Here is a 15,018-nt window from a genome sequence, read left to right as displayed (position 1 = left end):
GCATGAAAGTTAGGAATTTCCTGATCATTCTCTCCGTTCTCTTTTTTTGTATTGTCAGTGGATGCCTGAACGAGAACCTGAGAACAGAGGAACAGCATCCCGTCATAACTAACGTGGATGTGATGTCTACATCAACAGATGAAGAGTTCCAGCTCAAGGTTACTGCCTATATCATGAATCCCACGGACAGTGACACTGGTACGCTTTCTGTGAAGGTGAAGACAAAAGATCCTTATACGAACCTGATAACCGCAGAATATTCAGAGAATATAGGATACCTGAAGGCAAATTCACAGACCTATAAGGCATTCTCGTTCAATGTACCAAATAGTGGTGACCAACTTGTACAGGTTGAACTGTTCGAGGACAGTAACCTTGTAGATGACTATACTACACAGGTAGAACTTATCCAGAAAGCCGATGGAACGGTCTCCAATGTGATCCTCACCGACCTTATGATAGAGACGATACAGGCGACCAATTACGGGGAAGATATCATCTTCGAGGCATCTCCAGGACTCTACAATCAGGGTGATGAGGTCAATAAGGTAACTGTGGTCGTTACAGCCGTAGTTGACGACTATACCGAATACATTGGCAGTACTATTGTCTCAAATCTGGAAGCTAACCAGAGAAAAAGAGGCACTGTCAGAATGACAGTACCTGCAGACGGATCATACAGCTTCGATGTTAAGGTGATCGTGGATGGAGAAGTTACCTCCAGTGGTGCTACAAGTACATCAATAAAGGTCCATGACCTCAAACTTGATACTCCAACGACCTACGAGCTTCTGGGAACAGAGACACCTGTGGCAGAAGATATGCCAGCAGAAGAGACTGCAGAGGAAGAATCTCCTGGCTTCGAAATACCTGTCCTTGTGATCTCGATGTTATTCGCTGCCGGAGCTATAAGAAGGAAGAACAGAGAGCAATAACGTTCTTTTTTCTTTCTTTACTTTTTCTTTTTTAAAATAAGGATCAATGCCCAAGAACATTGATATTGAACTTTTCCAGCATCTTTGATAATCTGAAAAGTGGAAGACCCACCACATTAAAAAAGTCACCATCTATTCTCTCAACAAGTATGGCCCCCTTTCCCTGAATGGCAAAAGAACCAGCCTTTCCGAATGGCTCACCTGTGTTGATATAGTCATTGATCAGTTCCTCAGACATCATCCTCATCCAGATGCTAGTCATCTCATGCTCTGTTATCACTTTTTTGCTGGCAGCATCCATCACTGTTAATCCGGTCACGGCACTGATCGCTCTTCCATTTATCTGAGACAACATACTCTTTGCATGTTCCTCATTCTCCGGTTTTCCAAGTACTTCACCATCACATACCACAACAGTATCAGCAGATATTATGATACCCTCAGTAAGATCATTGGTGATATCCAATGCCTTTTCACGGGAATGATACATCACAAGTTCCACGGGACCCAGACCATCAACCACATCTTCATCATAGGAACTTATGCGTACCTCGAACTTCTTGCCGATCAATTGTGCCAGAAGCTCTTTTCTCCTTTCTGATGCTGAAGCGAGGATGATCGGTCTCATGTTACTAAAAAGGACAGGGAATGATATTTACTTTATGTAAAGAAAAAATGAGGAAATTATTTATTATAAGATAAGAAAATGAGGCAAACGTTCGCTTGCCATCATTATGAATGAAGGACTACCAGTCCTCCGTACTTTCACTTACCATTCCATACATGCCAGATGGCTTATCGAATACAGGCAGCTCAATTGGATACCACATCTGCAGGAAGGTCAGCATATGATATTTCATAAAGACCTTTGCAGGCATTCCAACAAATACCATGGCAAATATCAACAGGAAGAACTCGATAACGATCACAGGTATCAGTACCATCCATACTGTTGTGTCGGCTACCAGTGATGAGAGAATATAATAGAGCGCCAGATCAGCAAGACCCATTAATATCAATATTATAACACCGATGATCAGTCCCAATATGGCAACAGCTATGCCCACAGCAATGATAAGGACCGCACGTCCTAACCAATATATAACAACCTGCTTCCACTCATTCCTGAACTGGGCCAGCACCCTGGAAAGACCTGAGAATATACTACATTCTGAATACATGGATACCGGGATTGCAAGGTTGATAAATGACTCGATGATCCCCATGATGACCGATACGACCAGAAGGATGAAAATACCAAATATCATAGCGGAAGCAAAGAGCATTAACAATTTGCCTTCATCAATTGAAGACGGATCGGACAGGTCTGAAATAGAAATGCCTGCCATGGAAAGACTGGCCAGTCCTAGAAGGATAAAGACCAACAGTACAACCAGACCTAACAGGAAGCGCAGAACAAAAAGGGAGATACCCTTGCCAAAATACATTTTGAAATATTTACGTATCTGCACATCATTGGATACAAGCGATCCAACAAAGACGAATTCCATTATACTGCCCACTATACGCATTACAAGAGCAAAAAGGACCAATGCTAGGATCACTCCAATAATGATCGACATCAATGAATAGGATGAAATAAAGTTATGTATGCTATCCATTAACTCAGTAAGACCTGCCGGGATCTGTGAGAGGTCAGGGTCAGAACCTCCATAGGAATTACCACCGCCATTGAAATTACCACCACCCCCGCCTCCAAGAAAAAGGGCTATGATAGATAGTTTTATCCATTTCCAGAGGTCGAAGGGCTCAATAAGACATTTACGTGTCCGTTCTACAGCACGGTCCACAGCATCAATTACATACCAGCTCATATAAATAAATAGAAAGTGTGCAGATAAATAATTGCTGGTTTGTTCTCAGTTGAAGTATGACCTGGAACTACTGCGATTCCTTGCTCCGAGTATCACTTTTTTCAGCATGACAAGACCATCGTCCTGAGGATAGTAGCTTATCGCCCTTTCAAGGATCTCCAGTGACTTTTCAGGCATAGATGAATGAAGACAGGCATCTGCAAATGTTATCAGCACGGTCTTGGAGAACGGATCGATCTCAAGGGCTTCCTCAAAGATAGCAAGACCTTTCTCGTGCTCACCCATAAGACAATATGCAAGACCTTTGAGTGACATCGCCTGCTCATCCTCCGGATCATGGGAGAGAACCTCATCCAGACAGGATATCGCTTTTTCATATTCCCCGTCAGCGATCAATATATCAGATCGCCTGATGAGGAGTTCTTCATCTGTGGCAGAACTATCCATAATAAAAGATGAATGTTCATCATTAATAAACATTATAGTCTGTAGCAGCTACCTGATAAAGTAATAGAGCAATAATAAATATTTTAATAAAAAGTAGATATGAACACGTATATAGACAACTGGTCCTTAAAGGAAGGAGGTAGTGAGCAGATCACTTAAAGACCTGCTCATAGGATCATATGTTCACAGCAATGTTGCCGAACATCCTGAGGTCCATATGTTTTTCCTTTGCACAAAGTCTCAACAGCGAAAGCCCTTTTTCCATTATCCTCGATGCTGCCATGATCTGCAGGAGCTGGATATCACCCTTCTCATAAAGATCTCCCATTTCCTTCATTCCCTCAATGAATCCATTCTCTATCAGGTCCACCGGGTCCATGCCTGCGTCCACCGCTTCCCTGACGGCAGACTCGGCTTCCCCACTGTCAAAGTTAAGAATTGATCCCCGTGCTTTTTCTATTATTTTCTGGAATAATGGTTTTTCAGTTTCCATATTACCGATCCTTTATATCTGTAAGAGATGTACCTCGTCCATTGTAACATCCCATTTGTATCGACTGTATCTTTGGAGGTAGTCCAATTTACTTGTCTTAAAACAAGCTAGATTGTCTAAGCTTTGATGATATATAAATTGCACGCTTTCCACTTTATTTGAAAGTAAACCTACCATGAAGATCCCAGATACCCATAAAGTCCCATTTAATCACCATATTTATTATAAGGGAAAGGCTATGAATCCATAATGTCAGATAGGGAGATCATATCCACTTTCAAATACGTCTCACGAATGAGACCTGAATTCATGTTATCGGAGCTTACGGATTACCTTAAAGAAGAAGCAACCGTCGATCAGGCATACCAGACACTCAAACCACTGTTCTTTGACCTTGGGGTCGATGCTGTTGCAGAAGGTAAGGATTTCAAGATCGTCAGGGCAGCTTCAAGGAAACAGATGGAACTGTCAAAGGATGAGATCAAGAAGAACGAGTTCTTTTTCAATTCACCAGGTGTTTCCAGGAAAATGGAGCGCCTCATCGAGAAATACATAGAGAAGAAGACCAGTAAGAACTGGGATGACCCCATTGTTCTGGAGAAGATGAGAAAATCCGTACGCCATCAGAAAAAAAGTTACTGGAAAGAAGGCAGTGCCAGGAACATAAGTTACGAGAAGGGATACGATGTACTTGGATACCTCGCATACCAATTCCCTGTATATTTCGTACAGTTCCAGTACCTGCTATATGATATGGCAAAGGAAGGACTGCTCAAAGAGCGCATGAAGATACTGGACATAGGTTCCGGGCCGGGCACCATACCACTTGCGATCATAGACATGTACAATCGTCTTGATGACCGTAAAGCAGAGATACACTCCATCGAGCTTTTCGAGGAGAACGTAGAAGCCTACAATTTCCTGGCACAGCAATATGCAGCCATCCAGTCCAATGTCACCATAGAGGAGCCCATAAGAGCGGATCTGAGCAAGATCGATGTTGAAAGCCTGCCAGATAATATCGACCTTATGGTATTTTCCAATGTTCTCAACGAGATAAGGGAACTGAGCCTGGAACAGAAAGCTGAGCTTGTGAAGAGGATGTCAGACAAACTTTCACCTGATGGAAGTATCATAATAATAGAACCTGCTGACAAGAACAACTCCACTGAGATGAGAAGGCTCACTATAATGTTAAAGAGGCTTGGTATCAAGATCTACAGTCCCTGTACCTTCATCTGGTCCGGTGAATGTACCCTTGAGACATGCTGGAGCTTTGAGGAGAAACAGGACATTACGGCTACAAGGCTCATGGTCAAAATGGCAGAGTGTGACGAACCATACCGCTACATCAATGTTGACATCAAATACTCATATGCGATACTCAGGAAAGATAAACTTGCAAAACAGAGTTTCATCACTCCTTCAAATTCAAAGTTCGCACGTATGTCAAAGATGGATACGCATAGCAAAAAGCGCATTAATGTGATGTGCTCGCTAATGTCAGGGGACCTTGGAGATGAGAAATACCACCTATACAGGATATGCGATGGTACTTCAAAGAAAGCAGTATACGCAGTGCTCCCATCCCACAATTTCACAGAGGATAATGAGATCATCACTAAAGCTAAGTATGGCAGTATACTGAGAATATCCAATGTTCTCGTCAAATACAATGAAGCTAACGACTCTTATAATCTGCTCATAGGAAAAGGTACTATAATAGAGTCAGATGCTCCATCTGAAAATGAAGAAGAGTAAAATCATCTTATAGTGAAGATCATTCCATACCGGATAAGCGGACGTGGATAAACGCCGCTATATGAGCTGGAAATGATCCCACTTGAATATTCAACTTATATCAATTAACAAGAACCTGATCCATATGCAGAGCAACATACCTTCAAAATGTACCCCTCCTGAGATACTGGCACCTGCCGGAGACCCGGAAGCCCTTAGAGCAGCCATCAAAGGAGGTGCAGATGCAGTATATCTTGGGATCGGCGAGTTCAATGCCAGACAGGGTGCAAAGAACTTCTCGATAAGTGAACTAAGAGAGAACATAGAGTTCGCACATTCCTATGGTGTCAAGGTCTTCCTTGCACTGAACATACCGCTCAAACAGAATGAGGTACAGGACGCCATTGACATCGTGCACAAGGCCTATGCATACCACATAGATGCGATCATACTGGAAGACCTTGGTCTGTTCTTCTTATTAAAAGAGAACTTTCCAGACCTTCCACTTCATGCCAGCACCCAGATGACCATACATGATCCACATGGAGTCGCATTCATAAGTGATGCGGGTGCCTCAAGGGTCATTGTTTCAAGAGAACTGACAACAGAACAGGTAAAGAGCATAATAGATCAGGCTTCTGCAGAGATAGAGATCTTCGTGCATGGTGCTCTTTGTTATTCATTCTCTGGCAGGTGTCTTTTCAGTTCAGCCATAACTGACAGGAGTGCGAACAGAGGTGCCTGTTTCCAGCCGTGCAGAAGACCATTTAAGATGTCCGTTGACGGACAGATCATAGACAGCAAACTGGTGGGCGATTACCCGATCAGTTGTGCAGAGCTATGTACATTCCCCGGGCTCGATGAGATCATAAGGACCGGTGTCAAAAGTCTGAAGATCGAAGGCAGGATGAAGAAACCGGAGTATGTTACTGCCAGTGCCAGAACCTACAGGACCGTGGCTGAAAGGGTATGTGATACCGGGGAGAACTTCAGTACCGAAGAACTGGAGGAGATGGAAACTGAACTGGCCAAGCTCTTCTACAGAGGATTTACACGGGGTTTTGTACTTGATGAAGAGGATGTCACTCAGCGCAAATACAGTGCAAACTATGGAGCCTACCTTGGAACTGTATCTAATATAACAAAGTCCCAGGATGAAGGAAGACTGACCATCACACCACTTCAGGATATAAAGCCCAATGACGGGATCAGCATAAACACACGCATACGAATAATCGGATGTCGTATCGATGGGGTATTGGTAGATGGGAAGCCAGTTGACGTAGCAAAGAAAGGAGAAGAAGCTACCCTCCTTATCAGCCCAAAGACCAGTAAGTCCATAAGAAAGAATGATGAGGTCTACGTATCAACTGATCCACAGTTGTTGCAAAGATTACAGGATACCGAACTCTATAGCACTCCCCTGAAGATAACCATACACGCAAGGATAGGCGAGAAGCTCCGTATCAATGTCAAGAGCAGGAACCTGGAAACAGAGTCGGTGAGCGACTACGTTGTACAGGAAGCTAAAAAGGCACCTACTGACAGGGAACAGATAATAACTACCCTTGGAAAACTTGGGGATACAACATTCAGTGCAGATGAGATCGTTCTGGATATCGATGACAATATATTCATTCCTCTGGGTGCACTCTCAGGAACCAGAAGGGAAGCAGTTGATGAACTTTACAATTCAAGGTTCCCGATTATCGCCAGGAACCGTCCCTGCCCGAACATCTCTACAGGTTACAATAGAAAGAAAGCTCATGAAGCATCAGGAACCGGAGAAGTTCTGTTAAGTGTAGAGGTCTCTGATATAGACTCCATGATCACTGCGTCCAAATCAGGTGCAGACATCATCTATGCACCTATCGGTCTTTTCAGTGAGATGATGAACGAGGAGAACATCCTCAGGACCAGTGGCCTGAAAGAGAAGGATATCGAACTGGTCCTTATCACACCAGCGATCAGTTTCGAAGAGGATATGCCTGAACTAAAAGAGCAGATGCAGAAAGTAATAGATGCAGGTTTCCATCTTTCCTGTTCCAATTATGGAACAGTAAGACTTGCAAATGAACTGGGTGCATCATTTGTTGCCCAGAAAGAGTTCAATCCTTTCAATGCGTATACAGTAAATGCATTCGGTACATCCGGTGCTCACCGTGTGACACTCTCCAGTGAATTGAACCTTGAAGAGACAGGGGATGTATGTATGGCAAGCGATCCTAAGGTGCAGACCGAGATCATGGCTTTCGGACGTGAACTTTTGCTTGTGACAAAGAACGACCTGTTAAAGCCACTTGTTGATGACGGCACTGTAAAAGAGGATAGTGAAGTACTCTTAATTGACAGTACCAAAGGCTCTTTCCCTGTAAGAAGAGAGAATGAACGTACCCTTATCTATAATTCCACCGTGCTCAATATGCTGGATGATATCGAGAAGCTATGTGACTCGGGTGCTGATGTCCTGAGACTTGACCTGTCCCTTTATGGCAGAGATGACGTAAAGGATATAACACGTAATTTCAGAAAAGCACTTGATGGAAAACAGATAAAACTTAAGTCCTCAATGGATGAAGAATACGACCAGGGACATTATTTCAAAGGTGTGCTCTAATTCATATAATACTGAACGACCAAAACATTATGATCTAAAAACGAAAGGTGAGAATATGGCAAGAGAACTTTCCCCCAGAGATATAGCAGTATTGAAAAAGGTAGCTCCGGAATGTGCAGGACTTGAATGTGCAGGATCAAAAGCACCTTACAGATCCATACTTCCACCACTTTCCAACCACTATGCCAAGAGCGAGGAGGATTTCAGGGAACGGATATCTGCACTTGATGAAGAGGATCTTGATTACCTGTTATCCCTCATAAAGACCGGAGAGGAAAGTCTGGGATGTGTGCCGCCACATTACATGACGATCTTCCTTGAATATATCAATGAAAAAGTTGGAAAAGAGAGTGCTGAAGAGATTATGGACATTTATATGAAACTTAAAGAGTGTGAAACAGCAACAGTGACTAAATTCTTCTAGATATCTTTCTTTTTTTATTAGGCAAGTCCTCGAAACAGGACTTAAAATATACTATTTTTACCATTTTTTATTTTATTTTTCATACTTAATTTATTTAGAAATTAACAGTGTGAATCTCAAAAAAAAACGATGGTTAACGCTGTTAACAAACAAGTATATATAATATATATTTAAATTTATTAAAATTAAGACACATTAAATACATTTTGTAGTTTTGAAAAACAATTTGTGTATGTCTTATCAATATTATAGCAACAGTTCAACAGTTGACGGGTTTGGGATAGAAATGTTTAGCACTAGCGATAAATTCCAGTCAGAAATGACAGATGTCATAAATAGTTTCATGGTGGGGAACCTCGATGCCAGGGTCGGCCCTCAGTCAAAACCAGAGAAACAGAGTACAGCAGACAATATCAATCTTTTATTAGATGAATTATCAGCTCTCAAAAAAGAAATGGCCTCTACAGAAATGGATGAAAAGGAAATTGACAATACATCACTACTGAACGAGGTATCCGGTCTGGTAAATTCAGCGATCAAGGGAGAGCTGGACACAAGAGCAGACTCCAACAGCTTCTCCGGTGCTTCAAAGGAGATACTGGAAAGGATCAATGATCTCCTTGATGCAGTGATCGGACCACTCAATGTATCAGCAGAATATATCGACCGTATATCAAAAGGCGACATCCCCGAGAAGATAACGGACGAATATAAGGGCGATTTTAACGAGATAAAGAACAATCTCAACCAGTGTATAGATGCGATAAACCTGCTTGTTGAAGATTCCCTGATATTATCGAATGCAGGGATAGCAGGACAACTGGATGCAAGAGCAGATGCTTCAAGACACACAGGGGACTTCAGAAGAGTTGTGGAAGGAGTGAACGGATGTCTCGATGCTGTTATCGGACCACTCAATGTAACAGCGGAATATGTGGACCGCATATCAAAAGGTGACATCCCCGGGAAGATAACAGATGATTACAATGGGGATTTCAATGAGATCAAGAACAACCTCAACCAGTGCATAGATGCAGTGAACCTGCTGGTAGAAGATGCACTGACATTATCTGATGCAGGAGTAGCAGGACAACTGGATACAAGAGCAGATGCTTCAAGACACACAGGAGATTTCAGAAGGGTCGTAGAGGGAGTGAACGGATGTCTTGATGCTGTTATCGGACCACTCAACGTAACAGCAGAGTATGTGGACCGTATATCAAAAGGTGACATACCAGAGAAGATAACAGATGATTACAGTGGGGATTTCAACGAGATAAAGAACAACCTCAACCAGTGTATAGATGCAGTGAACCTGCTGGTAGAGGATGCACTGACATTATCTGATGCAGGGGTAGCAGGACAACTGGATACAAGAGCAGATGCTTCAAGGCACACAGGGGACTTCAGAAGGGTCGTAGAAGGGGTCAACGGATGTCTCGATGCGGTAATAGGACCACTAAATGTAACAGCAGAGTATGTGGACCGCATATCAAAAGGTGATATCCCTGAGAAGATAACAGATGACTACAATGGGGATTTCAACGAGATAAAGAACAATCTCAACCAGTGTATAGATACCCTTAATTCGCTTCTTGATGAAACGGACGATCTTATCGAAGCTGCAGTTGAAGGCAAGTTGAGCACCCGAGGAAATGCCGATATGTTCACCGGGAAATTCGCTGACCTTGTGGGCAATATCAATTTTGTGATCGACACCCTTGTAGGCCACATAGATAGTATTCCGGCACCTTTCATGATAATAGACAATGACTTCAATATCAATTATATGAACAAAGCAGGTGCAGCAGTTATTGAAAAAGAGCAGTCTTCACTGATCGGTCAGAAATGCTATGATAATTTCAGGACATCGGATTGTAACACTGATAAATGTGCCTGTGCAAAGGCCATGAGCACCGGAAAGAGCCAATCCAATGAAACCGATGCCCATCCAGGGGACAAGAACCTCTTCATCGACTATAATGGAGTTCCGATCCGCAACAGAAGTGGTGAGATCATAGGTGCTCTTGAGATAGTGATGGACAAGACAGCAGAAAAATCAGCTTTAGAAGAATCAGGGATCAGGGCTGACTATCTGGAGAAGGTCCCAACACCTGTAATGGTCGTGGACAAGGATTTCAATATCCAGTTCATGAACAAACTGGGAGCATCAGCAGTTGGAAGCACCCCAGAGAACTGTGTTGGAAAGAAATGTTTCGACCTTTTCAATACAGAACACTGTAATACAGATAACTGCCAGTTAGGAAAGGCCATGAGGACCGATTCGGTCTGTACCAGTGACACGATCGCGGATCTGCCTTCAGGAGAGACACCGATCAGATATTCAGGTACACCCCTGAAGAACGAAAAGGGAGAGATAATCGGTGGACTGGAATACGTGCTGGACATAAGCAAGGAAATGGAGATCACAAAAGGAGTTCAGGAGCTTGTGGAAGCAGCGATCGCCGGAAGACTGGATGAACGTGCCGATGCGAGCAGGTTCGATGGTAATTACAGACAGATAATCGAAGGTGTCAATGCTACTCTGGATGCGGTCATAGGACCATTGAACGTAGCAGCAGAATACATTGATCGTATCGCTAAAGGAGATATCCCTGAGAAGATAGATGATGAATATCAGGGAGATTTCAATGAGATAAAGAACAACATCAATCAGTGTATCGATGCGGTGAACATGCTTGTTGGTGATGCAGTAATGCTTGCGGATGCAGGTGTAGAAGGTAAACTTGCAACACGTGCTGATGCAGAAAAGCATGGAGGGGACTTCAGGAAGATAGTTGATGGAGTTAACAATTGTCTGGACGCAATAGTAACACCTGTAGAAGAAGCATCCAGGGTCATCAATGGATTTGCTGCAGGTAAGCTCAACACAAGGTTTGGTATCGAGACAAAGGGAGACTTTATGAGGCTTGCAGACACGCTCAATGAACTGGGACAGGAGCTGGAAGCGATCATCGAGGATTCAAATGCTGTCCTTGGTGCGATAAGCAATAATGACCTTACACGCAGATCAGAGGTCCAGGGTGTCGGAGAATTCAAAGAACTTACCGACGGAATAGAGAATTGTCGCCTTTCACTTAATGAGATAGTATCAGCGGTACTCAAAGATGCCTTTGTGTTAGCTTCTACTGCAGAAGAGATGTCAGGCTCATCCACAGAACTTGCATCATCTGCAAGTCAGGTATCCTCAACTGTAGAAGAGATAGCAAGAGGAGCACAGGTACAATCATCCAAGACCGAGGAAGTTGCAAGGGCAATGTCAGATATGACCCGTACGGTCCTGGAAGTAGCAAATAATTCACAGAAGACAGCTGAGAACTCGGAAGCCTCCAATGAGCTTATACAGAATCTTGGTATCGTTGCACAGAACCTGATGCAAAAGATGTCAGGGATACAAACTGCTTCTGACGAATCATCACAGCACATAAATGATCTGGCGGAGAAGTCGAACAAGATCGGGGAGATCGTGAACCTGATAACTAATATTGCCGATCAGACCAACCTGCTTGCACTGAACGCAGCTATCGAGGCTGCAAGGGCAGGAGAACATGGCCGGGGATTCGCTGTTGTTGCTGATGAGGTAAGAAAGCTGGCAGAGGATTCAGGCAATGCGGCCAAACAGATAGCAGTTCTCATCCATGCAATGCAGGAAGGAACGACCAATGCGGTCAATTCTATGGACCAGGCTAATTCCGAGGTAGCAGACGGTGCAGAATCACTTCAGCAAGCTGTTAGTTCCATTGATCAGGTAGTAGAATCAGGTAACGAAGTTGTGAAAATGGTGCAGGAGATCGCTGCTGCAGCCGAAGAACAATCAGCATCCATAGAAGAGGTCACATCCTCTATCGAAGAGGTATCATCGATCTCAGAGGAATCCGCTGCAGGAACACAGGAAGCTTCTGCTGCAGTAGAACAGCAGACAGCGGCCATGCAGGAACTGACCGCGTCAGCACACCAGCTTGCGAATGTTGCATCAGAGATGCAATACATCGTATCCAAGTTCAAGGTCGATAAGAGCAGTGAAAGATCATTATCATCAAATGCCCCTGACAGAGAAGGCGATGGGGACCTTGAACAGGAGATGAGATCCCAGAGCCTGTATGTCTGAACTAAGGATATCAGGAACGTAATACATCTGATGAATGCGGGTCGTTGAGCTTGGCATAGAGCTCAGCCATCCCTTTCAATGTTAGATGTCCTTTTTTTGTGATCATATAATCCCCGCGTTCTGTTCTCTGAAGGATCATTCCCGTGTCAAGTAATTTCTGAATATGGAAGAGCAGGTTCCCACCACGCAGACCTGTTATCTTTGATAGTTCAGAAAAGCTACGAGTATCGGAATGTAGAGACCTCATAATAGCAAGACGCTGTTTATTTGCAAGTGGTTCACATACATCTGTGACAACACCATCCGATATATCAGCGATATTAAGGTCATTTCCAGTACGGAGGTCTTCCTTCGACATACTGAAAGAGCGTATCAGATCCATTTGCTTATGGAATATCCGTGAAGCTGAAGCCACACATCCATCACAATTATCTGTAACAGCAAAACCTTTGAGCTCATCGAACCTTTCTCTGAAATGGTCCATTGCATCCTCAGTGACCTGGTCCTCGAGAAGCAATAACGCCATCTCATGAAGAAGGTCGGAGAAGGCAGACTTACAAGGGTCCTTCTTATCACATTCTGTACAGAATCTCTCATTGATGGTCTCTTTTGTATCCTCTAACATGTAATTCAGGAACGGTCGGGAAATATCACCCTTCATCTCCATGAACACAGCATCCATTTGCTGATGACTGGAACGTTCAAGAACCCTGTTCACATCCTTTTTCAAAGATATGATCTCTGACCTGAGGTTCCTGAACTCCTCCAGATATACACCATTGACCATATTCCCATCATTATCTGTTATCTCACTACTCAGATCGATCCATCCTTCTTTTTTGATACAGAATTATAACATAAAACTATATTAATCTATACTACATGAGGACATAAATTCATATTTCCCCCGTCAGAACACAAGCAAACATGATATATAGAAAAAAGTTATACGATGTAAGAAGGCCATACAGCAATTACTTTTAACAAATGAAAAAGGAAGAAACAAATTGATCTGCTCGATACTGGATAATGATCTTTATAAGCTGACAATGCAGATGGCAGTCCTTGAACTATTCCCACAGGCTTCTGCAGAATACAGGTTCACTAACAGAGGAAAGCAGCGTTTCACACAGGAATTCGTTGATGAGCTCAGAAGGATCATTGATGAGGATATACCTGAACTCAGCCTTAGCGAGGATGAGTATACATGGCTCAGAGCTGAATGTCCTTTTTTTAAACCAAGTTATGTGGAATATCTAAGGAACTACCGTTTCAACCCTTCTGAAGTAACTATCGAGCTTAATGATGATTCAGATCTTGAACTTATCATAAAAGGACCATGGCACAGCAGTATTCTCTGGGAGATAGTTCTAATGGCCACTATCTCAGAGCTTTACTTCGATATGATAGAGACAGACTGGAAAGATGAAACTCATGGTGATTCTCCGGGATACGAAAATCTCCTGAAGGAATATGAAAAGCTCATGGTCAGTATTGCAAGGGAACTGGAACATAACAACTGTGGTTTTTCAGAGTTCGGGACAAGAAGAAGAAGAAGCTTTGAGATCCAGGATATCACGGTCGGAAAACTGCATAAGTGTAAAACATTCTCCGGAACAAGCAATATATACCTTGCCAAAAAATATGGCGTCAGACCTACCGGAACCATCGGTCATGAGTGGATAATGGGCAATTCCGCACTTATGGGGCTGCGAAATGCCAATCTATTTGCCCTTGAGAGTTGGGCAAGCGTTTACAAGGGAGATCTTGGAATAGCCTTATCAGATACCTTTGGATCAGAACCTTTTTTCAGGAACTTCGACCTGAAGCTCTCCAAACTTTATGACGGTGTCAGACATGACAGTGGTGACCCCATGAAGTTCGCTGACAGGGTAATAAGACATTATGAGGATATGGGCATCGACCCTTTGACGAAGGTCATAATCTTCAGTGATTCACTTTCCGCTGCTGATGCAATCGAGATCAAGAAAGGATGTGAAGGTCGTATCAAATGCATATTCGGAATAGGTACGAGCCTGACGAACAACCATGAGTTCTTCAGATCCAGTCCGCCTCTGAACATGGTCATCAAATTGCACAGTGTAAACGACATACCTGTTGTAAAACTGAGCGATGACGAAGGAAAAGAGAACGGTGACCCGGATGCTATAAGAGTAGCTAATTATATATTTGGAAGAAAAGGACTTGATGAGTAGACACCATTTAGATGAAATGTGTCACTCTTGACATCAGCCCAAGAGATATCATCAAAAACAAGTACAACAGAAAAATTACAAATCCTTTTTTTATTTCAACATAAGTGCTGTTCTTCATGAAATTCCCCAATTCTATATTGGAATTGGGATTATATAAACTTTCTGAATTAATGTTACCATAT

11 protein-coding genes are annotated in these 15,018 nt (G+C 43.0%); 6 read left to right on the top strand and 5 right to left on the bottom strand.

The features are described from left to right. Positions 1-2: 2 nt before the first annotated feature. On the top strand, positions 3-935 hold the full coding sequence (locus BM008_RS03690; protein WP_091933313.1) for a DUF7490 domain-containing protein: 933 nt from the start codon (positions 3-5) through the stop codon (positions 933-935). Positions 936-978: 43 nt separating this feature from the next. Here BM008_RS03690 and BM008_RS03685 read toward each other — a convergent pair whose 3' ends face one another. From BM008_RS03685 to BM008_RS03670, 4 genes are all read right to left on the bottom strand, one after another. Then, positions 979-1,563: a Maf family nucleotide pyrophosphatase gene (locus tag BM008_RS03685; RefSeq protein WP_091933311.1), complete on the bottom strand. Its 585-nt coding sequence runs from the start codon at positions 1,561-1,563 to the stop codon at positions 979-981. Positions 1,564-1,681: 118 nt separating this feature from the next. Beyond that, positions 1,682-2,770: a DUF7544 domain-containing protein gene (locus tag BM008_RS03680; protein ID WP_091933308.1), complete on the bottom strand. Its 1,089-nt coding sequence runs from the start codon at positions 2,768-2,770 to the stop codon at positions 1,682-1,684. Between the two features lie 45 nt (positions 2,771-2,815). Next, positions 2,816-3,217: a tetratricopeptide repeat protein gene (locus BM008_RS03675; protein WP_177187949.1), complete on the bottom strand. Its 402-nt coding sequence runs from the start codon at positions 3,215-3,217 to the stop codon at positions 2,816-2,818. Between the two features lie 175 nt (positions 3,218-3,392). After that, positions 3,393-3,710, bottom strand: coding sequence for a cobalamin B12-binding domain-containing protein (locus tag BM008_RS03670; protein WP_091933302.1), 318 nt, complete (start codon positions 3,708-3,710; stop codon positions 3,393-3,395). Positions 3,711-3,959: 249 nt separating this feature from the next. On the opposite strand from BM008_RS03670, the gene BM008_RS03665 reads away from it, so the two are divergent. The 4 genes from BM008_RS03665 (at position 3,960) to BM008_RS14835 (ending at position 12,620) form a co-directional block, all read left to right on the top strand. Then, positions 3,960-5,471 carry a small ribosomal subunit Rsm22 family protein gene (locus BM008_RS03665; RefSeq protein WP_177187948.1) on the top strand — a complete coding sequence of 504 codons (1,512 nt, stop codon included), beginning with the start codon at positions 3,960-3,962 and terminating at the stop codon, positions 5,469-5,471. 124 nt (positions 5,472-5,595) lie between these two features. After that, positions 5,596-8,067 (top strand): U32 family peptidase, encoded by a 2,472-nt coding sequence (locus BM008_RS03660; protein WP_091934186.1) that lies wholly within the window; start codon positions 5,596-5,598, stop codon positions 8,065-8,067. 55 nt (positions 8,068-8,122) lie between these two features. Continuing rightward, positions 8,123-8,491, top strand: a complete 369-nt coding sequence (locus tag BM008_RS03655; protein ID WP_091933299.1) for a hypothetical protein — start codon at positions 8,123-8,125, stop codon at positions 8,489-8,491. A gap of 319 nt (positions 8,492-8,810) precedes the next feature. Then, complete coding sequence (locus BM008_RS14835) at positions 8,811-12,620, top strand: methyl-accepting chemotaxis protein (RefSeq protein ID WP_177187947.1); 3,810 nt, start codon at positions 8,811-8,813, stop codon at positions 12,618-12,620. Between the two features lie 10 nt (positions 12,621-12,630). Here the strand turns inward: BM008_RS14835 and BM008_RS03635 are convergent, their stop codons facing one another. After that, entirely contained in the window at positions 12,631-13,407 is a 777-nt protein-coding gene (locus BM008_RS03635; RefSeq protein WP_091933296.1) for a winged helix-turn-helix domain-containing protein, read from the bottom strand. A gap of 220 nt (positions 13,408-13,627) precedes the next feature. On the opposite strand from BM008_RS03635, the gene pncB reads away from it, so the two are divergent. Next, positions 13,628-14,836 (top strand): nicotinate phosphoribosyltransferase, encoded by a 1,209-nt coding sequence (pncB, locus tag BM008_RS03630; protein ID WP_091933293.1) that lies wholly within the window; start codon positions 13,628-13,630, stop codon positions 14,834-14,836. The last annotated feature ends 182 nt before the right edge of the window (positions 14,837-15,018 follow it).

This window comes from Methanolobus profundi (assembly GCF_900114835.1).
Taxonomy (GTDB): domain Archaea; phylum Halobacteriota; class Methanosarcinia; order Methanosarcinales; family Methanosarcinaceae; genus Methanolobus; species Methanolobus profundi.
Note: the sequence above shows the minus strand (reverse complement) of the source record. Positions and strands in the feature narration are given on the sequence as shown.

Excerpts from the sequence above, each read along its gene's own strand:
- BM008_RS03690 (WP_091933313.1), top strand. The coding sequence starts at position 3 with ATGAAAGTTAGGAATTTCCTGATCATTCTCTCCGTTCTCTTTTTTTGT.
- BM008_RS03685 (WP_091933311.1), bottom strand. The coding sequence starts at position 1,563 with ATGAGACCGATCATCCTCGCTTCAGCATCAGAAAGGAGAAAAGAGCTT.
- BM008_RS03680 (WP_091933308.1), bottom strand. The coding sequence starts at position 2,770 with ATGAGCTGGTATGTAATTGATGCTGTGGACCGTGCTGTAGAACGGACA.
- BM008_RS03675 (WP_177187949.1), bottom strand. The coding sequence starts at position 3,217 with ATGGATAGTTCTGCCACAGATGAAGAACTCCTCATCAGGCGATCTGAT.
- BM008_RS03670 (WP_091933302.1), bottom strand. The coding sequence starts at position 3,710 with ATGGAAACTGAAAAACCATTATTCCAGAAAATAATAGAAAAAGCACGG.
- BM008_RS03665 (WP_177187948.1), top strand. The coding sequence starts at position 3,960 with ATGTCAGATAGGGAGATCATATCCACTTTCAAATACGTCTCACGAATG.
- BM008_RS03660 (WP_091934186.1), top strand. The coding sequence starts at position 5,596 with ATGCAGAGCAACATACCTTCAAAATGTACCCCTCCTGAGATACTGGCA.
- BM008_RS03655 (WP_091933299.1), top strand. The coding sequence starts at position 8,123 with ATGGCAAGAGAACTTTCCCCCAGAGATATAGCAGTATTGAAAAAGGTA.
- BM008_RS14835 (WP_177187947.1), top strand. The coding sequence starts at position 8,811 with ATGACAGATGTCATAAATAGTTTCATGGTGGGGAACCTCGATGCCAGG.
- BM008_RS03635 (WP_091933296.1), bottom strand. The coding sequence starts at position 13,407 with ATGGTCAATGGTGTATATCTGGAGGAGTTCAGGAACCTCAGGTCAGAG.